Source organism: Pseudofrankia asymbiotica (genome assembly GCF_001983105.1).
GTDB lineage: Bacteria > Actinomycetota > Actinomycetes > Frankiales > Frankiaceae > Pseudofrankia > Pseudofrankia asymbiotica.
Genome location: NZ_MOMC01000017.1, coordinates 204,347 through 226,264 on the forward strand (window position 1 = coordinate 204,347; position 21,918 = coordinate 226,264).

At 74.7% G+C, this 21,918-nt stretch carries 15 protein-coding genes; 12 read left to right on the forward strand and 3 right to left on the reverse strand.

Going from position 1 to position 21,918, the window contains the following annotated elements:
- Positions 1-81 precede the first annotated feature (81 nt).
- The 3 genes from BL253_RS10660 to pspM all read left to right on the forward strand — a co-directional run bounded on the left by BL253_RS10660 (position 82) and on the right by pspM (position 2,754).
- Positions 82-399, forward strand: coding sequence for a helix-turn-helix domain-containing protein (locus BL253_RS10660; protein WP_076815930.1), 318 nt, complete (start codon positions 82-84; stop codon positions 397-399).
- Between the two features lie 299 nt (positions 400-698).
- Positions 699-1,577, forward strand: coding sequence for a PspA/IM30 family protein (locus tag BL253_RS10665; RefSeq protein WP_076815932.1), 879 nt, complete (start codon positions 699-701; stop codon positions 1,575-1,577).
- 295 nt (positions 1,578-1,872) lie between these two features.
- Positions 1,873-2,754, forward strand: coding sequence for a phage shock envelope stress response protein PspM (gene pspM / locus BL253_RS10670; protein ID WP_076815933.1), 882 nt, complete (start codon positions 1,873-1,875; stop codon positions 2,752-2,754).
- Here pspM and BL253_RS10675 read toward each other — a convergent pair.
- From BL253_RS10675 to BL253_RS10685, 3 genes are all read right to left on the reverse strand, one after another.
- Positions 2,751-4,328: an MFS transporter gene (locus BL253_RS10675; RefSeq protein WP_076815935.1), complete on the reverse strand. Its 1,578-nt coding sequence runs from the start codon at positions 4,326-4,328 to the stop codon at positions 2,751-2,753. The genes pspM and BL253_RS10675 overlap by 4 nt on opposite strands.
- A 59-nt stretch (positions 4,329-4,387) precedes the next feature.
- Entirely contained in the window at positions 4,388-9,499 is a 5,112-nt protein-coding gene (locus BL253_RS10680; protein WP_076815937.1) for an Lhr family helicase, read from the reverse strand.
- Positions 9,500-9,663: 164 nt separating this feature from the next.
- The gene (locus tag BL253_RS10685; protein WP_076815939.1) at positions 9,664-11,184 is read right to left on the reverse strand and encodes an HNH endonuclease signature motif containing protein; all 1,521 of its coding nucleotides are present in this window, start codon (positions 11,182-11,184) and stop codon (positions 9,664-9,666) included.
- Positions 11,185-11,993: 809 nt separating this feature from the next.
- On the opposite strand from BL253_RS10685, the gene BL253_RS10690 reads away from it, so the two are divergent.
- From BL253_RS10690 to dapF, 9 genes are all read left to right on the forward strand, one after another.
- Positions 11,994-12,188, forward strand: coding sequence for a DUF3046 domain-containing protein (locus tag BL253_RS10690; protein WP_076815941.1), 195 nt, complete (start codon positions 11,994-11,996; stop codon positions 12,186-12,188).
- A gap of 254 nt (positions 12,189-12,442) precedes the next feature.
- Positions 12,443-13,480: a recombinase RecA gene (gene recA, locus BL253_RS10695; protein WP_076815943.1), complete on the forward strand. Its 1,038-nt coding sequence runs from the start codon at positions 12,443-12,445 to the stop codon at positions 13,478-13,480.
- Between the two features lie 12 nt (positions 13,481-13,492).
- Positions 13,493-14,086, forward strand: a complete 594-nt coding sequence (recX, locus tag BL253_RS10700) for a recombination regulator RecX (protein WP_076815944.1) — start codon at positions 13,493-13,495, stop codon at positions 14,084-14,086.
- Positions 14,087-14,549: 463 nt separating this feature from the next.
- Positions 14,550-16,229 (forward strand): ribonuclease Y, encoded by a 1,680-nt coding sequence (rny, locus tag BL253_RS10705; RefSeq protein WP_076815946.1) that lies wholly within the window; start codon positions 14,550-14,552, stop codon positions 16,227-16,229.
- Between the two features lie 119 nt (positions 16,230-16,348).
- Entirely contained in the window at positions 16,349-18,004 is a 1,656-nt protein-coding gene (gene miaB / locus BL253_RS10710; protein WP_241834690.1) for a tRNA (N6-isopentenyl adenosine(37)-C2)-methylthiotransferase MiaB, read from the forward strand.
- 4 nt (positions 18,005-18,008) lie between these two features.
- Positions 18,009-18,764: a class III extradiol ring-cleavage dioxygenase family protein gene (locus BL253_RS10715; protein WP_076816020.1), complete on the forward strand. Its 756-nt coding sequence runs from the start codon at positions 18,009-18,011 to the stop codon at positions 18,762-18,764.
- On the forward strand, positions 18,761-19,648 hold the full coding sequence (locus BL253_RS10720; protein ID WP_081438201.1) for an alpha/beta fold hydrolase: 888 nt from the start codon (positions 18,761-18,763) through the stop codon (positions 19,646-19,648). The genes BL253_RS10715 and BL253_RS10720 overlap by 4 nt, the downstream gene beginning before the upstream one ends.
- Positions 19,649-19,932: 284 nt before the next feature.
- The gene (locus tag BL253_RS10725; RefSeq protein WP_076815948.1) at positions 19,933-20,802 is read left to right on the forward strand and encodes an EAL domain-containing protein; all 870 of its coding nucleotides are present in this window, start codon (positions 19,933-19,935) and stop codon (positions 20,800-20,802) included.
- A 46-nt stretch (positions 20,803-20,848) separates the two neighbouring features.
- The gene (gene dapF / locus BL253_RS10730) at positions 20,849-21,739 is read left to right on the forward strand and encodes a diaminopimelate epimerase (protein WP_076815950.1); all 891 of its coding nucleotides are present in this window, start codon (positions 20,849-20,851) and stop codon (positions 21,737-21,739) included.
- The last annotated feature ends 179 nt before the right edge of the window (positions 21,740-21,918 follow it).

Consider the following 21,918-nt stretch of genomic DNA (forward strand, 5'->3'; position numbering starts at 1 on the left):
ACGGTCCCGTCAACGACCACTCGATGACCGTGCCGGTAGGTATACGGTGAAACCCATACCGTGGACGAAGGAGGAGGCGCGATGGTCCTGCTCCGACGCATGATCGGTGAGGCGCTCCGCCGTCGCCGCCAGGATCAGCACCGGACGCTCCGGGAGGTGTCGTCCGCGGCCCGGGTGTCGCTCGGCTACCTGTCCGAGGTCGAGCGTGGGCAGAAGGAGGCCAGCTCCGAGCTGCTCGCGTCGATCTGCGACGCGCTCGGCGTCCGCCTGGCCGACCTGCTGCGCGAGGTCAGCGACGACGTCGAGCTGGCGGAGCTCGCCGCCGACACGCCCCGCGTCGGCGCCCCGATGGTCGTCTCCGCTCGTCCTCCGGCCCCCATGGTCGACCGCGCGGCCTGACCGCGGGCCGGCCCCGCCGGCTGGACGAGACACATCGGGCGAAGCCCGCGAAGGCGAAATGCGGCGCGCCGATATCGGGTGCTGGTGCCCGTGTACCGCATTGACCTGCCTGCCTCGTGGATTCCGCCCTCAGCGCCTGAACCCGGCCAACCGGCGGATCAGCTGTGAGCGCGATCGGCAGGAACCGGACGTTCCGGATGGGCTTGGGCGACGGGTGTCTGAAAACGGACATATGCCGTCGTTCGGTGACGTTGGTACAGGGCTGTCTGCGCGGGCCAGTGACGTGCGACGATCGGACTATGGCGAATGTCGTCCGGCGGGCGTTGCGCTATCTGTCCGCGTCGGCGAACCGGAAGTTCGACGAGAAGGCCGATCCGCGGGTGCAGATCGACCAGGCCATCACCGAGGGCCGCCGTCAGCACGAGGCCCTGCGCCAGCAGGCCGCCCTGGTGCTGGGCAACCAGCGCCAGCTGGAGATGCGGATGGCGCGCCAGATCGAGAACGTCACGATGCTCACGGAGTCGGCGCGCTCCGCGCTCGCCTTCGCCGACAACGCCGGCGCGCGCGGCGACRCCGCCACCGCCGGCAAGTACGAGCAGACGGCGCAGGCGTTCGCCAGCGAGCTGGTCGCGGCGGAGTCGTCACTGGAAGAGATGCGCACCCTGCATCAGCAGGCGGTCGAGTCGTCCGAGCTCGCCCGGCGCGCCGTCGATGACAACACGGAGCGGCTGCGCCAGCAGCTCGCCGAGCGTGCCCGTCTCCTGACGCAGATCGAACACGCCGCGATGCGTGAACAGATGAGCAAGGCGATGGAGTCCATGTCGGACCTCGCCCCGCCGGGCGACACGCCGACGCTCGCGGAGATCCGGGACAAGGTCGAACAGCGCTACGCCGCCGCCATGGGGCGCCACGAGCTGGCGTCCTCCGGTGTCGAGGCACGCATGCTGGAGGTCCGCCGGGCGACCATCAGCGCGAAGGCGGACAACCGGCTGGCCGAGCTGCGCGCGGGCCTGGCCGCTCGGCCAGCCGCCGCCGGTGGTGGCGGCCAGCCGGCCGGGGCGGCCCAGGTGCAGGCCGGCGACGAGCGGGTCGCCCTGGGCAAGAGCCAGCCAGCGACGCCCGACGCGCGTGAGGGCCGCGGCGCGGACGCCGCTGGCCCAGCGAACTCGGGTCCGTGACCAGGCCCATGCCCGCAACGCCCACGGGACGGCGACGGTGACCTGGCCTGGCGTGGGCGGCGGCCCGCCGGGGCCGCCGGGCGGCGGCCAGGGCTGGCGCCCGGGGCAGGTTCCGCCGCCCCCTCCGCCGGCTCCGCCCTGGCCGCCGTCGCGCTGGGGGCCGCCGCCCTGGCAGCCCCAGCCCCAGCAGCAGGGGCCCTCGCGGCGGCCTGGCGCTCAGGAACCGGACCACTCCGGCCGGCGGCCGTGGGTCCGGGCCGAGGGCTGGGACTGGCGGCGGAGGGCCCAGCCCCGGATGCCGGACGCGATGGCGGCCGAGATGGAACGGCGAGGCGCCCAACGCGAGGCCCGGGCCGCCACCCGCTATGCCCGGCACGCCCGGTGGACGGCCGGCGGATGGGCCGTGCTCGCCGCGGTCGTCACTCCGGCCGGGGCGGCGTTCGGCCACGAATGGTGGATGTGGCTCCTCACCGGTGCTGGTTCGCTGGTCAACAGCGGACTGTGGGCACTGCAGGCGGCCAGGGCCGACCGGCACACGCCAGGCCCGCCGCTGCCGGTGGCCGCCGCGCCGGGCGTGCGGGCGCTGACCGGCTCGGCGGCGGCCGCGCCGCTGCGCCGCGGCGAGGAGGCGATCAGCGCCTTTCTCGCGCTGGCGCGGCCGGTCCCGCCCGGCCCGACCGCGGATGTGATCCGCTCCGCGATGGCGTCGGCCGCCGAGGTGGTCGACGGGCTGCGGATGCGGGCGAACCGCGTCGTGGCCTGCGAGGCGGCGGCACGCGCGCTGGCGGACCGGTCCGCGCGCGCCCAGCTGGCCGGCACGGTCCAGGCCCTCGCCGAGGAGATGAGCACGGCCGTGCGAGCCCTCGACGACCTCGTCGCCGCCGCGGCCGAGGTCGTCGGCGCCGGCGTCTATGCCTACTCCGGCGGCCTCGACCTCGGTGGCCCGGCGCCGTTGGGGACACCGGTCGGCGGTGCGGCGCTCGGCGTGGCGCCCGTCGACCTTGACGCGTTGGCCGAACAGGCGGAGAACCTGCGTGGCTACGCCGCCGGCCTGCGTGACGTCGGCGCGGCGGCCCGCGGCCTGCCCGCCGCGAGCCGCGGCACCGCCGGCGGCGGTACCGGCGGCAGTACCGCTGCCGGCGGTGCCGCCTCGGATTCCGGCCCCACCGGTCGTTAGCCGGCGCGGTCGTCAGGCCCGCCGGCGGCGGGCGCCGCGGCGAGGGCGGTGGTGGGCAGCCGGCGGGCGGCGAGCAGACCGACCATGCCGACCGCGGTCGCGAGCGCGAAGGCGCCCGCGAGACCGGCGACGGAGGCCACATAACCGGCGCCGTTGACCGCGCCGGCCGCCGCGTCGGTAACGGCGGGATGGTTCGTCGCGGTGCCGGCGGCGACCGCGACGCCGCCCAGCCCGGCGCCGAAGGTGACCCCGAGGTTGTCGGAGAGCGAGACCGCGCTGCTCGCCATCCCCTGGCGGTCGGGTGGTGCCTCGTTCAGCGCCACGTTCATGATCGGTGAGTAGGCGATACCGATCCCGAAACCGGCCAGGCCCCAGCAGGCGACCCCGACGGCCAGTGGCACCTGGGTGTTGAGCAGCGCCATCCCGGTGCCCGCCACCGCCAGCACCAGCGTGCCCAGGCCCACGGTGACCAGGAACCGCCCGGAACGGCGGGCCGAGAGCCTCGCCTGGGTCCACGAGCCGGCGGTCCAGACGACCGCCGCCGTGGAGACGGCGAGGCCCGCGACGGTGGTGGAGGAGTGCCGTACGGACGTGATGGCGAGCGGGACGAACGTGTCCGCGCCGAAGAACGCGAACGCGAGCAGCCCGCGCACCGCCACGGCCGCCGGTGCCCCCGGGCGAGCCCGCAGCGTCCCGGCGGGCAGCAGCCGGCGCAGCGGCCCGATGCCCGCGAGCAGGCCGGCGACCACGAGTGGAATGCCGAGGAGCGAGCGGCTGGTCACGCCGGCTAGCAGCAGGCCCGCGCCGGCCGCGACCCGCACCGCCCGCACCAGCGGCCCCGTGCCGGCCTCGACGGCGGGCCACACCCCGGCGCGGTCCGTCGCGGGGCTGCCGGGCACATCAGGCGCGGCGGGCACGTCATCGGAGGCGCCGCTCGCCGGGCCGGAGAGGACGGCCGTCCCGGCCACCCGCAACGCCCCGACCGTGACGGCGCCGGCCACCACGACGAGGGGGATCAGGCCGCCGAAGACCCACCGCCAGCTGACCTGCTCGGCGAGGAACGCCGCGGCCGCCGGGCCGCCGAGGCTCGGCACCACCCAGGCCGTCGCCAGCACAGCGAACACCTTCGGTCGTACCTGGGCCGGGTATGTCCGCCCGACCGTGCCGAAACAGACCGCGGCGATCGCGCCGTCCCCCAGCCCCTGCAGGCCGCGACCGACGATCACGACCTCCATGTCCACAGCGGTCGCCGCCACCGCGAGCCCCGCGCCGAACACCAGCAGGCCGACGACGAACGGGCGAATCGGCCCGGCCCGGTCCATCGCCGCGCCGGCGAGCACGAGGCCGACCACGGTGGTCAGGAAGAACGCCCCGGTCAGCCACCCGTACAGGTTCAGGCCGTGCAGATCCGCCGACACCAGCGGCGCCACCGTGACGACGGCGAGTGACTCGAACGCGAGCAGGGTGATCGTCGAGACCAGGCCCACCGTCAGGACCCGCAGCTGGGGGCCCCAGATCCTGACGGCCGGCGCCGATCGCTGTGGTTGGCCGAGCGCCGTGTCCGTCACCCCCACACCCCATACCCTCCGGTCGCCCGGGGGCAAATCACCTCAGCTGCCCCTCGGCTGGCGTGTCAGCCGCGCAGACGCAGGCCGCCCCGGGGCGTCGGGTGGAAACCGGCGCGCAGCAGCGCCTCGCCCAGCGCGCTGCCGGTGACCGCCTGCCCGTCGGCGCGCTCGACGGCGAGCCGGCCGAGCCAGCCGTCCCGCACCGCGAGCGCCAGCGCGTCCACCGCCGGCTGTAACGCCCGTGCCGGGTCCGGCCAGGACAGCAGCGTCTTCCCGCCGCGTTCGACGTAGAGCAGCAGGTCGCCGTCGACCAGCACGACCAGCGCGCCCGCCTTCCGCCCGGGGCGATGGCCAGGACCGTCGCCACCCGCCCCCTCCGGCCGGGAAGGCCAGGGCAGTGCCGCGCCGTACGGGTTCGCCGGGTCGGTGGCCGCGAGCACCACCGCTCGTCGGTCCGTCCCGGCCCGCGTACCTCCCGCGCCCGGGAACCGGCCGAAGGCGTCGACGTTCCCAGCGGCGCCCCCGAACCCGGCCTGGCCGCGCGGGCCGGCGGGACCCGCCGGCTCGGTGGCCCAGTCGGGCTCCTCGGCCGCGGCGCGCTGCTCGCCGGCGATCGCGCGGAGCCGGTCGACCGCGCCCGGCATCGCGAACTGGGCCGCGCCGAGCCCTTCGACGAAGTAGCCGCGGCGGGCCCGGCCGGCGTCCTCGAAGGCGGACAAAACCCGGTAGACGGCGGCGAACCCGCCGGGGGCGTGCTCGGCGGTGGCGGCGCCCCGGGTGACGATGCCGTGCCGGTCCAGCAGCGTCTCGGCGAGCGCGTGCGCCCGCCGCGTCGGATCGGTGTCGCGGGTGGGCAGCAGTGACCAGCGGCCCGCGACCATGGGCGGCCCGGAACGGCGGGGCGCCGGGGGGCGGCCAGGACCCGCCCCCCGGCCGAGGCCGGCGGCTCCTGGCGGATGGTGGCCCGAGGCGAAGCGGAAGCTCGTGCGGCGGGGGCGCGGCGCCGACCGGTGGGCGGTCGCCGAGCCTCCCGTGAGGCGGGCGCGCAGGGGGGCGAGCGTGTCGTTGGTGATGAGGCCCGCCCAGGCGAGATCCCAGATCACGTTCGCGAGCGCCGTGTCGTCCAGGCTGCCGACCCGGTCGGACAGCGTTCGGAAGAACAGCGCCTGGTCGTCGGCCAGCGCGTCGAGAACCGCGCGGTGCAGCGGGCTCGCCGCCCCGCCGGCGACGCCGCCCAGATCCACCACCTCGCCGTGCGCGGGCTCGTCCGCCCTGGGCTCCGCCCTGGGCTCCGCCTCGCCGGCACCCGCGACCATCGCCCCCGCGCCGGTGGTGGTGAGATCCGGCGCGAGCGGGGGGAGCAGCAGCGGGGCGGCGTCGGCGAGCACCAGCGTCAGCCAGCCGTCGTCACCGGGCAGCCCGCCCGCCCCGGCCCACAGCACCTCGCCGCTCGCGCACAGCTCGTCGAGCATCGCGGGCGAGTAGTCGGACACCCGCGCCGGCAGGACCAGCTGCTCCCAGGCACTGGCCGGGATCAACGCCCCCTGCAGCTGCTCGATCGCCCTGGCCACCCCGTCGACCCCGCGCGAACGCCCACTGGTCACCGCCTGCCAGGCGGGCAGGAAGGCCGCGAGCGCCCGCGGCGGCGCCGCCTCCACCTCGCGGCGCAGCGCCGCGAGGCTGCGCCGCCGCAGCCTGCGCAGCACCTCGGCGTCGCACCACTGCTCTCCCGGCCGCCCCGGCCGCAGCTCGCCCCTGACCAGCCGGCCGACACCCACCAGGCGTTCCAGGGCCGCCACGGCCACCGAGACGCCCAGGCCGAACCGCGTGGCCAGCTCCTCGGCGTCGAACGGGCCGTGCGTGCGGGCATACCTGGAGACCAGGTCACCGAGCGGGTCGCGCACCGGCTCGGTGAACGCCGCTGGCACCCCCATCGGCAACGGCACCCCCAGCGCGTCGCGCAGCCGTCCCGCGTCCTCGACCGCGGCCCAGCGTTCCTCGCCGGCGATCCGCACCCGTAGTGCCCGGCCCGCGGTGGCGAGCGCCTCGAGCCATTCCTCGGTCGCGCCCCGGGCGAGCGCCTCGGGGGTCGTCAGGTCGCCGAGCACCCGCAGGAGGTCGGCGGCTCCCTCGAGGTCGCGGGCCTGGCGCTCGGGTGCCAGGCGCGCGAGCTCCGCCTCGACGGCGGCGAGCGCCTCCGGGGCGATCAGCTCTCGCAGGTCCGCCTCGCCGAGCAGCTCGGCGAGCATCCGACTGTCCAGCGACAGCACCTGCGCGCGCCGCTCGGCCAGCGGGGCGTCCCCGTCGTAGATGAAGGTGGCGACGTAGCCGAACAGCAGCGACCGGGCGAACGGCGACGGCGCCAGCGTCTCGACCTCGACGACCCGCAGCCGGCGGGCGTCGACGTCGCGCATGAGCGCGACCAGTCCCGGGACGTCGAAGACATCCTGCAGGCACTCGCGCATCGTCTCCAGCACCACCGGGAAGCTCTCGAACTCGGCGGCCACCGACAGCAGCGCCGCGCTGCGCTGGCGCTGCTGCCACAGCGGGGTGCGCCTCCCGGGGGAGCGGCGCGGCAGCAGCAGCGCCCGCCCCGCGCACTCGCGGAACCGGCTGGCGAACAGCGCGCTGCCGCCGACCTCCGCCCGCACGACGGCGGCGATCTCCTCCGGGTCGAAGACGGCGTCCGCCGCGGTCGGCGGCGCGTCGGCGTCGGGTACCCGGGCGACGATGCCGTCGTCGGTGTGCATGATCTGGACCTCGACGCCGTAGCGCTCGCGTAGGCGGGCGCCGATCGCCAGGGCCCACGGGGCGTTGACCCGGGCACCGAACGGCGAGTGCACAGCCAGTCGCCAGTCGCCCAGCTCGTCGCGGAAGCGCTCGACGACCAGCGTGCGGTCGTCGGAGAGCCGGCCGGTGGCGGCCCGCTGCTCGTCCAGGTAGGTGAGCAGGTTGCCCGCCGCCCACTCGTCCAGGCCCGCGGCGCGCAGCCGCGCGTCGGCCTCGTCCGGGGTCTTCTTCGTGAGCTCGCGCAGGAACCCACCGAGCGCCCGGCCAAGCTCGGCGGGGCGGCCGGGGGAGTCGCCGTGCCAGAAGGGCAGCCGGCCCGGCCGCCCCGGCGCCGGGGTGACCAGCACCCGGTCCGGGGTGATCTCCTCGACCCGCCAGCTCGACGACCCGAGCAGCACCACGTCGCCGACGCGGGACTCGTAGACCATCTCCTCATCGAGCTCGCCGACCCGGCTGGCCTTCTCGCCGACGAGGAACACGCCGAACAGGCCACGATCGGGGATCGTGCCGCCGCTGGTGACCGCGAGCCGCTGCGCACCCGGCCGGCCCGTCACCGTGCCCGCCTCCCGGTCCCAGACGATCCGTGGGCGCAGCTCGGCGAACGCGTCCGACGGGTACCGGCCGGCCAGCATGTCCAGTACCGCCTCGAACGCGGACGCCGGCAGGGTCGCGAACGGCGCCGCGCGCCGGACCAGCGCTCCCAGCTCGTCGACCGGCCAGGTGTCGACCGCCGTCATCGCGACCACCTGCTGGGCGAGGACGTCGAGCGGGTTGCGCGGGTAGTGAGCCTCCTCGATCTGCCCGTCACGCATCCGCTCCGCTACCACCGCGCACTCCAGGAGGTCGCCACGGTGGCTGGGCAGCACCACCCCGCGGCTGGCGGCGCCGACCTGGTGGCCGGCGCGGCCGACCCGCTGCATCCCGGAGGCGACGCTCGGCGGCGAGGAGATCTGGACGACCAGGTCGACGGCACCCATGTCGATGCCGAGCTCCAGGCTGGAGGTCGCGACCACGGCGGGCAGCCGGCCGGCCTTGAGGTCCTCCTCGATCAGCAGCCGCTGCTCCCGGCTCACGCTGCCGTGGTGCGCCCGGGCCACCTCGGCGAACGGGAGCGGATGGGCGGAACCCGCCTGGCCCATCACCTCGGCGGGCGTGCCCATCGCGTCGGACGCGGCCAGGACCGGACCGTCGAGATCGTCCAGGTCGATCATTCCTGAGCCGCGCTCCACGCCCGCCGTCTCGGCCGCCAGCAGCCGCTGCGCGTGCAGCTCGTTCAGCTTGGCGCACAGCCGTTCCGCCACCCGCCGCGAATTGGCGAAGACGATCGTCGACGTGTGCGTCTCGATCAGGTCGAGCACCTTCGCCTCGACGGCCGGCCAGATCGACGGCCGGCTCGGCACGGCCGCGGGCGGCCCGCCGCCCAGGGTGTCCAGGCCGGGAAGCCCGGCGAGCGCCGCTGGGCCGTCGGGGCTGGCCAGGCCGTCGAGTCCGGCGGGCGCGCCAGGGTCGGCCATGTCCTGGACGGGCACCACGACGTCGACTCGCAGTGTCTTCTCGGTCGGCGGGCGGACCACCGTCACCGGGTGGGCGCCGCCGAGGAACCGGGCGACCTCCTCGACCGGGCGCACCGTCGCCGACAGGCCGATCCGGCGCGCGGGAGTCTCCAGCAGGGCGTCCAGGCGTTCGAGGCTGAGCGCCAGGTGGGCGCCGCGTTTCGTGCTCGCGACGGCGTGCACCTCGTCCACGATCACCGTCTCCACGCCGCGCAGCGACTCGCGCGCCTGGCTGGTCAGGATCAGGAACAGCGACTCCGGCGTGGTGATCAGAATGTCGGGCGGGGTGCGGCCGAACGCGCGCCGCTCGGTGGCCGAGGTGTCGCCGGTGCGCATCGCGACCGTCACCTCGGGCACGGTCAGACCGAGCCGGGTCGCGGCGGCCTGGATGCCGGCCAGCGGAGCCCGCAGGTTGCGAGCCACGTCGACCGCGAGCGCCTTGAGCGGGCTGACGTAGAGGACCCGGCAGCGGCGGGTGGGGTCCGGCGGCGAAGCCGACGGCGGGGATGTGGTCGGCGGCGAAGCCGACGGCGGGGATGTGGTCGAGGGCTGGGGCGCGGTCGGCGGCGAAGCCGGCGGCGGATGCGCGGCCGACGGTGCGGCGGGCCTCGACCGCGTGGCGGCCGACGGGCCGGTGCGCACCAGTTCGTCCAGCGACCACAGGAACGCGGCGAGCGTCTTGCCCGAGCCGGTCGGCGCCACCACCAACGCGCTGCCACCCGTCCGGACCGCCGCCCACGCTCCGGCCTGGGCCGGCGTCGGCGCCGGGAAGGCGGCGGCGAACCAGGCCCTGGTCGGCGCCGAGAACGCGGCGAGGGGGTCGGAGGAGGGCATGCTGGCCAGTCTGCCTCCCGCCTACGACATAACGCTCCGCCTTGACTCGGGAATGCTCCGCCCGACCCGGCTTCTCGTAACACCAGTGGTCGAGCTCCGCGTGCGGCTGGCCAGCCGGACTTTGACCCGCGCCGGATCATGCCGCTGGAGGGATCGCACCGGTTCTAGGCAGCCGGGCTGCCAGCGGATGGTCGACGATGTTGCATGAGGACGAGGAGCGAGTCATCCCAGCTGAGACGTCCGCCGTCATGAGTCCGTATCGCGTCGGCGTCGACGTCCCGCGTCACCGCGGCGAGGTGGGCGGCCGGCTGAGGGCCGGCGTTCAGGCGCGGCGCCGGGATCACCACGAAGCCGTCGGCGAGCGTCGCGACGATTTTCCCGTCACCACGGCGGCTCAGAGCGATGCCCTCGTCGTGGACCAGCTGGTGGTGGCTGCCGCACACCAGCGTCAGGTTCTCCAGATCCGTGGCACCCTCGTCGGCCAGCCACTCCAGCAGATGATGTACCTGAAGCCAGCGGGTGTGGGTGCAGCCCGGGTACTGGCAGGTGCCCTGGTCACGGGCGTGGACAGCCTCCCGCAGCCGCCGGTTCGGCACCCGGCGTCGTCGTCCGAGCGCGAGCGGGTTCCCGGCCGTGTCCCGGACCAGCGTTCGCACCAGGCCGTCGCAGCCCAGCCGACGCAGCGCAGCCCGGGGTAGGCCAATTCCGGGCTCGGCGTCGCAACGCAGCAGGCCGCGGACGAGCCTGCTCACCGGGTCGGGATCGGTTGCCGCCGCCACCGCATCCGCGGGCATTTCCGGCCTGCCGCCGCCATCCCCGGCCGCCTCACGGGCGGGGCCGCGGGCATCGACGGCGCGCTGACCGGTGCTCAGCAGCGTCTCGGCGTCGACGTGCACGGTGACCGTGTGGGACGGACTCATCAGGTCCGGGACGGGCCGGTGGAGGAAGCCGTCAGCCAGCGCCACCAGCGCGTCGGCGTCGGCTCTCCGGTCGCGCGGTGCGTTGACGATCTCCCCGTCCGCCGGCGACGCCTCGGCTTCTCCGCCGGTCCGGGCTGGGCTGGAGTCGTCGAGAGTGGCCCGGGCGGCGTCGATCGCGGTGGCCAGCCGGACGCCCTCCTCCGCGGTGAGCACAGCCTGTAGGCGGAACAGCCCGTCCGCGCGGGTGTCCCAGGTGACCTTCCGGGCCGCCCGCTGCCTGGCCGGGTCCGCGGTCAGTTGGTGGTAGCGCGACGCGAGCCGCTCCAGCTGCCCCGCGGTGCAGTGCAGCGCGTGCGACAGCCAGGTCTGCTCCGTAGCGGCCTCGGCCACCCGCGCCACAGCCCGCACCTTGGAGTAGGACAGCCGTCCCTCGGCGAACGCCGCCCGTACCGCGGGCAGCTCCTCCAGGGCATGGGCGACGGCCAGGTGTTCCTGCGCCGTCCGGATTCCCAGTCCACACCGCCACGACAGCCACTGCGCGCAGGTCGCCATACCCAGCCCCGACCACCCTCGCCGGCGGTCGAACGCGGCCAGCATGACCAGCAGCTGGCAGGTCGCCGCGGCGATCCGCCCCGCCCAGGCGCAGATGGCGCTTTCCAGCTCCGTCAGCGGGACCGTCTCGACCTCGGCCACCACGGAGGTAGGCGTGCCTGTACCGGGCGAGGGGGAGCCGAGCGAGCCGGTGTCGATCTTCAAGTTGTTCATGGGCACCGCCGGGACAGGGGAGGCGGACCCCGCGCCCGCCGCTGTCGCCATGGTCTCGCTGGGGTACGACACTTTCGCAGGTCAGCCTGGGTGGGCKGGGCTGTCGAAGATCGCGGATTGGTGTGGACGAGCGCGGATCTCCGTGTCACCGAGCTTTTCCGATCGGCGTCTCGGGCTCTCCGCGTTCCGGTCTCCGCGCTCGTCCGTGGCCCGCCAACGGCCGACCCCTTTGCCGGATCCACGCGCCCGCGCCCGCGTCCATATCCGTGTCCGTGTCCGCGCCCGCGCCCGCGCCCGTGTCCGTGTCCGTGTCCGCGCCGTGTCCGCGCCCGCGTCCGTGTCCGTGTCCGCGCCGTGTCCGTGTCCGTGTCCGCGCCGTGTCCGTGTCCGTGTCCGCGCCCGTGTCCGTGTCCGCGCCCGCGTCCGTGTCCGTGTCCGCGGCTCGTGCCGCCACGAAGTGATCTTTGCGTTCCGCGGGGCGCGGGTTTCTCCGCCGGGTCCGTACCGCGAGCCGGAGAGGTGGCGCCGGACCTGTGCCGCGCGGCTGGCGGCCAGGACGTCGGCGGGACGCCGGGACTTGTGCGGGATGGGCGGGTCTCGCCTGGCCGTACCGGTCCTGGACTCGCGCCGACGGGCGGCCTCGACAGTCCCGCGTGCGGTCCTGTGCGTGGGTCCCGCGCGATCGTCTGGTCGCGGCCAGGCCCTGCCAGCTCCGTCCCCACTCCGCCCCTCCCCGCCCCCGGCTCCAGCGGTGTGGGCTGTCGATCGGGCCGCGGAGCTCGCCGGGCGGCTTGCGGCACACTGGGCGGGTGCGACTCACGGAATTCTGGGACCGGATGAACCGGCAGTTCGGCGCCGAGTACGCGGAGTCCGTCGCCCGCGACCACGTGCTGGCCAGCCTCGGCGGCGTCACCGTGGAGAGCGCGTTCGCCCGTGGCGAGGACGCGAAGGCCGTCTGGCGTGCCGTGTGCGCGGAGTTCGACGTCCCCGCCAGGGAGCGCTGACTCTCCGCACCCGCCGCCCGGCCCGCCCCGGTGAAGGTGCGGGCGGCTCACCGGGGCGGGCCGGGCGGCTCGTCGGGGAAAACTCGGCGGGGTTCGGCGTGTTGGGTTCGAAGTCGAACGCGTGTTCGGCTAAGGTTGTCCACATGCGCGCGGTTGTCCACAGTTGCGAGGCGGCCCTCGAAACTGTCGGACCGACCCCCTAACGTCGCCTCGTGGCCACCAAGACTCGACGACCTCAGCCAGGAGTTGCTCCGATGGCAGGACCCGACCGTGACAAGGCGTTGGACAACGCCCTCGCGCAGATCGACAAGCAGTTCGGCAAGGGCTCCGTCATGCGCCTCGGTGACGAGACCCGCGCGCCGATCCAGGCCATTCCCACCGGGTCGATCGCGCTGGATGTGGCGCTCGGGATCGGTGGCCTGCCTCGCGGCCGGATCATCGAGGTCTACGGCCCGGAGTCGTCCGGCAAGACGACGGTCGCGCTGCACGCGGTGGCCAGCGCCCAGGCCATGGGTGGCATCGCCGCCTTCATCGACGCCGAGCACGCGCTCGATCCGGACTACGCGAACAAGCTCGGCGTCGACACCGACAACCTGCTGGTCTCCCAGCCGGACACGGGTGAGCAGGCCCTCGAGATCGCCGACCTGCTGGTCCGTTCCGGCGCGCTGGACATCATCGTCATCGACTCGGTGGCCGCGCTGGTGCCGCGGGCCGAGATCGAGGGCGAGATGGGCGACAGCCACGTCGGCCTGCAGGCCAGGCTGATGTCCCAGGCGCTGCGCAAGATGACCGGCGCTCTGTCGAACTCCAACACCACCGCGATCTTCATCAACCAGCTCCGCGAGAAGATCGGTGTCATGTTCGGCTCGCCGGAGACGACGACCGGTGGCAAGGCGCTGAAGTTCTACGCCTCCGTCCGCCTCGACGTCCGCCGGATCGAGACGCTCAAGGACGGGGCCGAGGCGGTCGGGAACCGGACCAGGGTGAAGGTCGTCAAGAACAAGGTCGCCCCGCCGTTCCGGACCGCCGAGTTCGACATCGTCTACGGCGGCGGCATCAGCCGTGAGGGCTCGCTCATCGACATGGGCGTCGAGCACGCGATCATCCGCAAGTCCGGCGCCTGGTACACCTACGACGGCGACCAGCTCGGCCAGGGCAAGGAGAACGCCCGCAACTTCCTGCGCGACAACCCCGACCTCGCCGACGAGATCGAGAAGCGCATCAAGGAGAAGCTCGGCATCATCCCCACCCTCGACGGCGACGTCCTCGCACCCGTCCCCGTTGACCTTTAGCAGGAGGAACGAATGACGGCACCGGTCCCGTCGCCGCATAGGCAGGCTGACGCCGGGCGGGACCCGGTGGGGGTGGCGCGGGAGATCTGCCTGCGGCAGCTGGCGGTTCGGGCGCGTAGCCGGGCGGAGCTGGCGGGGACGTTGCGGCGGCGAGGGGTGGCCGACGACGTCGCGGAGGCGGTGCTCGAGCGACTGACGGCGGTCGGGCTGATCGACGACGACGCGTTCGCGACGGCGGTGGTCTCGTCGGCGCGCGAGAACCGCGGGCTGGCCAGGCGAGGGCTCGCGGTCGAGCTGCGGCGCCGGGGCGTGGATGACGACGTCGCCGCCGCCGCATTGGCGGATGTCGGCGGGGCGGACGAGGAGGCCACCGCCCGCGAGCTCGTCGCCCGTCGACTGAGGACCATGGCCGGGCTGGACCGGCAGGTCCAGCTGCGCCGCCTGGTCGCCATGCTTGGCCGCAAGGGCTACCCGACAGAACTCGCCGTCCGGGTCGTCACCGAGCTGCTCGGCTCGGAGAGAGACCTCGACGATCACCCCGCGGGAGCGGCCGACTTCAGCGACATCGACGAGCCCGGCCACAGGGACGGGAACGGGGACGGCTGACCAGGCTCTGACCAGGGCCAGGAGTCCGGGCATCCGGTATTTCTTGACCTGGGAAAAGCGGTCGACCTACTCTCGGCAACGGTGCGAGGACTCCCGCGGACTACGCGGTCGCGATAGTTGGCTAACTACACACGAGGGCAACTTCGGTGCTTCATGGCGCTGTCGGAGCCCAACTGCGGCGTGAAGACACACCTTTGCGCCCCGTTGGTCTTTGGCAACGCTGAGTGAGTGCTGGCTGTGCAGGGAAGGCGTGGCCACGTCTTCTCCGCCCTGGTGGACGCCGCCGTTCGGGGTGGGTCCTTCGCCGCTCCAGTCCGGTCTACGGGAACTGGCGGGTCGGCTTCGTTTTGCCGGCCGGTGGCTGCCTTCCTGGTGGGCTGGATGGCCCGGGGAGCAGCTTCCTCGTCGAATTCCGCGCGCGGAACCGACAGGGATCCGGCTCCCCCTTCAGGGAGGAGCATCGGTGGTCGGCGTGCTCGTGGCTCTCGTCGCGGTGGTGCTGGTCGCCGTCGTCACCTTCATCCTGGTCGCCACACGGCTGATCCGAGCGGGTGCCCGCCCCGCCGTCGAAGCGCCCCGCGCGTCCTCCGCCCCGACGTCCGCCGCGGACGGCCAGACCGCGGCGGAGTTGTTGGCCGCGCAGGCGGAGGCCGTCGCCAAGGCCGAGGCGGCCGCCACGGAGAAGAGCGAGGCGGCGGCCCGGGAGAAGGCCGAGGCCCTCGCCCGCAGGCTCGCCGAGGCGGAGCGTGACCGCGCCGAGGCGGCCCGGCGTGAGGCACAGCAGGAACGGGACAAGGCCCTCGCCGAGCTGCGCGGCCGGCGTGAGGAGCTGCGCGACTGGGACGGCCGCCTGGCCCAGCGTGAGGCGCGCGTCGAGGAACGGCTGGCCGCGCTCGAGGACCAGACCCGCCGGATCGAGTCGCGTGACCGTGAGCTCGTCGAACGGGATGCCGCGCTCGCCCGCCGGGCCAAGKAGACGGAGGAACTGGACGCCCGTCGCCTGGCCGCCCTCGAACAGGCCTCCGGGATGACCTCGGCGGAGGCGAAGACCGAGCTGCTCGCCGTCGTCGAACAGCAGTCCCGGCTGGAGGCGGCGACCCTCGCCCGCGAGATCGAGACCCGCGCCGAGGAGGAGGCTCAGGACCGGGCGCGGCGCATCGTCACCCTGGCGATCCAGCGGGTCGCCGCGGAGCAGACCGCCGAATCGGTGGTGTCGGTGCTGCACCTGCCGGGCGACGAGATGAAGGGGCGGATCATCGGCCGAGAAGGCCGCAACATCCGTGCCTTCGAGTCGGTCACCGGCGTCAACGTCCTCATCGACGACACCCCCGAGGCGGTGCTGCTCAGCTGTTTCGACCCGGTGCGCCGGGAGGTCGGCCGGATCACCCTGGCCGCACTGGTCGCCGACGGCCGGATCCACCCGCAGCGCATCGAGGAGGAGTACGAACGCGCCCAGCGCGAGGTCGAGACCCGCTGCGTCCGCGCCGGTGAGGACGCCCTCGTCAACGTCGGCATCGGCGAGATGCACCCGGAGCTGATCGTGCTGCTGGGCCGCCTGCGCTACCGGACCAGCTATGGCCAGAACGTGCTGGCCCACCTGGTCGAGTCGGCGCACCTGGCCGGCGTGATGGCGGCCGAGCTGCGCCTCCCCGCGGCCATCGCGAAACGCGGCACCCTGCTGCACGACCTCGGCAAGGCGCTCACCCACGAGGTCGAGGGGTCGCACGCCCTGGTCGGCGCCGAGATCGCGCGCCGCTACGGCGAGCACGAGGACGTCGTCCATGCCATCGAGGCGCATCACAACGAGGTCGAGCCGCGCTCCGTCGAGGCGGTCCTCACCCAGGCCGCCGACGCGATCTCGGGCGGACGGCCCGGCGCGCGCCGCGACAGCCTCGAGTCCTACGTCCGCCGGCTGGAGCGCATCGAACAGATCGCGAGCGACCGCCCCGGTGTCGAGCGGGTCTTCGCCATGCAGGCTGGTCGTGAGGTCCGGGTCATGGTGGTCCCCGAGGAGGTCGACGACTCCGCCGCCCATCTGCTCGCTCGCGACGTGGCGCGCCAGATCGAGGACGAACTCACCTACCCCGGCCAGATCCGGGTCACGGTCGTCCGCGAGACCCGCGCCATCGGAACCGCCCGCTGACGCGATCGCCGGCAAGGGCGCGATCGCCGGCGAGGGCGCCGGCGCCTCCTCCCCGACGATCGCCGTACGCTGGGCGGGTGAGTGGCCGTAGCTATCAGGTACGCACATTTGGGTGCCAGATGAATGTGCACGACTCCGAGCGGATCTCCGGGCTGCTGGAGTCCGCCGGGTATGTCCCGGCGACGGACGGCGAGACGCCCGATCTCGTGGTGTTCAACACGTGCGCCGTCCGGGAGAACGCCGACAACCGGCTGTACGGCAACCTCGGCCAGCTCTACCCGACGAAGAAGGCCAACCCGGGCATGCAGATCGCCGTCGGTGGCTGCCTGGCCCAGAAGGACCGCGGGACGATCATCCGCAAGGCGCCCTGGGTCGACGTCGTGTTCGGCACCCACAACCTGCACCGCCTGCCGGTGCTGCTCGAGCGTGCCCGGCACAACGCCTCCGCCCAGGTCGAGATCGCCGAGGCGCTGGAGGTCTTCCCCAGCTCGCTGCCGGCGCGGCGCGCCAGCCACGCCTCCGCCTGGGTGAGCATCAGCGTCGGGTGCGACAACACGTGCACCTTCTGCATCGTCCCCAGCCTGCGCGGCACGGAGCGCGACCGCCGTCCCGGTGACGTGCTCGCCGAGGTCGAGGCCCTCGTCGCCGAGGGCGCCCTCGAGATCACCCTGCTCGGCCAGAACGTCAACTCCTACGGCCGCTCGTTCGGTGACCCGGCCGCGTTCGCCAAGCTGCTGCGCGCCTGCGGGCGGATCGACGGCCTGAAGCGGGTCAGGTTCACCTCGCCGCACCCGCGTGACTTCACCGACGACGTGATCACCGCGATGGCCGAGACCGGCAACGTCTGCCCGCAGCTGCACATGCCGCTGCAGTCCGGCTCCGACGCGGTGCTGCGCCGGATGCGCCGTTCCTACCGGCGCGACCGGTACCTCGGCATCGTCGAGCGCGTGCGCGCCGCCCTGCCGGAGGCCGCGATCACCACCGACATCATCGTCGGCTTCCCCGGGGAGACGGAGGCCGACTTCGCCGACACCCTCGACGTCGTGCGCGCCGCCCGCTTCGCCGGGGCGTTCACCTTCCAGTACTCGCCACGCCCCGGTACGCCGGCGGCCACGATGGAAGACCAGGTCCCGCCGGCCATCGTCGCCGAGCGTTACGGCCGGCTCGCCACGCTGCAGGACGAGATCTCGCTGGAGGAGAACCGCGCCCAGGTCGGACGGGTCGTCGAGGTACTCATCGCCGAGGGGGAGGGCCGCAAGGACGACGCCGCGGGCCGCTGCTCTGGCAGGGCCCGCGACGGCCGCCTGGTCCACCTCGGCCCCGACGCCAACGCCCGGGCCCGCTCCGGGACGCGGGGTTCGGCGGCGGGCGACGCGGCCGTGCTCGCCGAGCTGGCGCGGCTGCGCCCCGGCGACATCGCCACCACCGTCGTGACCTACGGCGCCCCGCACCACCTGGTCGCCGAGGGCGCGCCCCTCACCACACGCCGGACCCGCGCCGCGGACCTGTGGGAGGCCGGCCGGGCGGTGCAGGCCCGCCCGTCGGTCATCCTCGGAATGCCGACCCTGGGCGCCCCGCCCGCCGCGTCCGCGCCGGCCGCTTCGTCGGCCTCGTCGGCCTTGTCCACCCATGACACCCACGGCGGCGACTGTGGATGTTCGGCGGCCGAGTCCCCGGACGTCGTCGGTGGCACCGCCGCTCCGGCGGACAGCGCCGACCAGGCTGGCACGGCGGCGCCGGTCGCTGGCGCGGCGGCCACGGCTGGTGCACGGTAGCCAGGTGACGCTCGTCGCCGCGGCGGTCTGCCCGCACCCTCCCCTGCTTGTCCCCCGGGTCGGTGCCGGGGAGCCGGTCGCCGCGCGGGAACCGGCGCTCGCCGCCGTCCGCCGGCTGCGCGCCGCGGACCCCGACGTCGTCCTCGTCGTCGGCGACGACCCAGAGGCGCTCGCGACCGGCTCCCGTGCGTATGGGCCGAACGCGGTCGGCGACTTCCACGGCTTCGGCGTCGACTTCCGCGTCCCCCTCGGGCCGCCGGCCGGGGCCGGCGCCGGGGCCACTCCCGCGTTGCCGCTGTCGCTGGCGGTGGGCGCCTGGCTGCTCGCGGAGACCGGCTGGCGGGTCGAGCGCCGTGGGATCGGCGTGTCGCCGAAGGCCGAGCCGGCCGAGGCCGCGACGCTTGGCGCCGGACTGGTGGCGCGGGCCGCGGCGGCGGGGGAGCGGGTCGCGCTGCTGGTCATGGGCGACGGGAGCGCGCGGCGGACGGCGAAGGCCCCCGGTTCGCTCGACGAGCGGGCGGAGCCGTACGACGAGATCGTCGAGCGGGCGCTGGCGGACGTGGACCTCGAGGTCCTGCTCGGCCTGGAGCCAGGGCTCGCCGCTGACCTGCTGGTCGCCGGCCGGGCGTCCTGGCAGGTGCTCGCCGGCGCCGTGCGCGCGGCCGGCGCCGCGGGTTGGGCCGCCGACCCGCTCTACGCCGACGCGCCTTACGGCGTCGGCTACTTCGTGTGCGTCTGGGAAAGGGGAGGTGCCGCGTGACGGCGTCGGCTGACGGGCTGGGCGCGCCGCGGCGCACGACGGTGGCGGGTCTGGCGGCGCTCGTCGCCGGCCAGGACGACGCCCCCGCCGTCCTGATGCTGCCGGGCTACACCGGCAGCAAGGAGGACTTCGTCGCCATCCTGCCGCCGCTGGCCGCCGCCGGCCTGCGCGCCGTGGCGGTCGACCTGCGGGGGCAGTACGAGTCCGCCTACGACGGGGACGGGCCGGACAGCCAGTTCGCCGTCGACGCGCTCGCCGCGGACGTGGCGCTGGCCGCGGCGGAGCTGGGCGGGCGGGTGCACCTCGTCGGCCACTCGTTCGGCGGGCTGGTGGCCCGGGCGGCGCTGATCGCCCACCCGGCGGCGCTTGGGTCCGTCGTGCTGCTCGGATCGGGGCCGGCGGCGATCGTCGGGCCGCGGCGGCTGGGGCTGCGCGCCCTGATCGCGCTGCACGCGCAGGCCGGGCTCGCCGCGGTCTGGGAGGGCGCCCGCGCGGTCGACACCGTCGTTCGGTCGCCGGAGGAGGTCGAGTTCCTGCGCCGGCGCTTCTTCGCCAGCTCCGAGCGAGGGATGCTGGCCATGGGCGCGGCGCTGCTCGCCGAGCCGGACCGGGTCGCGGACGCGGCCGCCGTCGCCGCGACGCACGCCATCCCGCTGCTGGTCACCCATGGTGTCGGCGACGATGCCTGGCCTCCGGGGATGCAGGCCGAGATGGCGACGCGTCTCGGCGCCCGCTATGCCGTCATCCCCGATGCGTTGCACTCGCCCGCCGCCCAGAATCCCGCCGGCACGGCCGACGTTCTGATCGCCTTTGTCCGTGACGCCATCGCCGGCCCGTCCACGGCGACGTTTCCCACCCCGGAAGCCACCGCCGAGGTCGCCTGACGAACAGGCCGAGGATGCCGGGGTGACGGCGGCGGCCGCGACGCGCCGATGCGCGCGTCGCCAAAGGTCGTGGCTCAGGCATGATCCACGGATATTCTGGCTCGGCCAGCCCCATGTCGGCACCGTCCGCCGCCTGGTGGGCTCGCGCTGATACACCTGGTAGGCCTCCGGGCGGAGCTTCGTCACGTTGCGCGCCCCGCGGCCTGACGTGTGCCGACCGTTCTCTCGCTGTGTGCGCCAGCGGGAGTGTGGCTGGTCCATCCCGGCCCCCGGGAGAGTCCTGCGTGACCGAGCTCGACCTGGCGCTCATCCATGCCCTGTATGCCGCCTTCGATGACGGTACTCTCCGGTTCTCCTTCGAGCCGGAGGTGGATCTACGCACCGGTTCCGTCCCCGGGATGACCGCCCACCTCCAGTGGGCGCACCCCGACAGGGGTCTGCTCGACGCGGCGGACGTCCGCGCCGTCGCCCGGTTCGCCGGCCTCGCCGACCAGCTTGACCTGTGGGCGCTGCGGGCTGCCATCACCGAGTGCCGCACCTGGCACCGGATGGCCGCCGGCACCCATGTCCGCCCGCCCCGGCTGTGGCTGCACGTCGGCGCCCGCCAGCTCGCCCGGCCGACGTTCGCCGCCGAGGTGACCGCGCTCGTCCGCGACCGGGGCGTCCTGCCGCCGGGCGCTCTCGGGCTCGCGTTCACGGAGGAGACTCTCGGCCGGGCGGCCCCGTCGTCGCCGCGCCTGCTCGACCAGCTACGAGCCCGCGGTGTCGCGGTCTCGGTCCGGGCTTTCGGCAGCTGGATCGGCTCCCCGTCGACGCTGGACCTGCTGCCGCTCGACCTGGTCCGCATGGACGACCGTTTCGTGCGGGCCACGCTTCGCGACCTGGAAGGGGAGGCGGTCTTCGCCTCGATGGTCACCCTCGCGCACCGCCGCGGGGCCGCCGTCCTCGTCGACGGCGTCGACACCGCCCGGTTCGCCGCCCGCGCCACCGATCTCGGCTGTGACCGCGCCGCCGGCCCGGTCTTCTGCCCGCCCCTGCCCGTCGACGACGCCCGGCTCCTCGCGCTGGGCCGCGGCCGTCCCGGCCACCCCCGCCCTCGCCAGCCCCACGACGATCCCCAGCAGGCCCCCTACAACATGCAACCCACCGCCTGACGGCGCCAGCCCGCCAGCTCTCGGCCAGCCGCCGTACGATTCCCGGGTGCGGTTCGTCAAGGGGCATGGGACGGGCAACGACTTCGTGATCGTGCCGGACCCGGACGGTGACCTCGACCTGACGCCGGAGCTGGTGCGCGCACTGTGTGACCGGCGGACCGGTGTCGGGGCCGACGGGGTGTTGCGGATGGTGCTGGCCGCCGCCGAGCCGCGGGCCGCCGAGCCGCTGGCCCGGCCCGGCGCGGCCCGGTGGTTCATGGACTACCGCAACGCGGACGGGTCGCTGGCGGAGATGTGCGGCAACGGCCTGAGGGTCTTTGGCCGCTACCTCGTCGACGCCGGCTATGAGCGGCCCGGCCTGATTCCCGTCCTGACCCGGGCGGGGGTGCGCGGCGCGGACGTGCCCGCTGAGGGCGAGGTGACGGTCGAGATGGGGCCTCCGTCGGTCGGCTCTCCCGACGCGGTGGCCGTGACGGTCGCCGGCCGGGCCTTCCGGGCCACCCAGGTGTCGATGGGCAACCCGCATGCCGTCTGTTTCGCCGACGGCCTGAGCCCGGCCGACCTTGCCGCCCTCGACCTGACCAGGCCGCCGGACGTGCCCTCGGATGTCTTCCCCGACGGCGTGAACGTCGAGATCGTCATCGGCGCCCCGGACGCCGTGGCGATGCGGGTGTACGAGCGTGGCGTCGGCGAGACGCTGTCGTGCGGGACCGGGGCCTGCGCCGTCGCGGTGGCCAGCGCCACCCGGGCGGGCCGGGGGCCCGGGGTGGCGGTGCCGGTGGCGGTGCCGGGCGGGCTGCTGACGGTGCTGTGGGATGACGACCAGGTCCGGCTGCGCGGCCCGGCCGTGCTGGTAAGCGACGGCCTGCTGCGCCCCGACTGGCTGGCGGCCGCGCGGCGCGGCAGTGAGCCGGCCCTGGCCGCGGGCTCCTTCTAGGCCGTCAGGCGCGGACCCACCGGCCCTTCCGGGCCGTGGTCTTCCGCCGAAATCCCGTCGCGAGAGCGGGCGGGACGTGGCACGCTACCCTCACCGAAGGCGCGGCGGTTCCCGCGTCAGCGGGGTGAAGATGGGGATCCTGTGCCCGTGCCCGGTGTTCGGAGAGCCTGAGCGTTCGG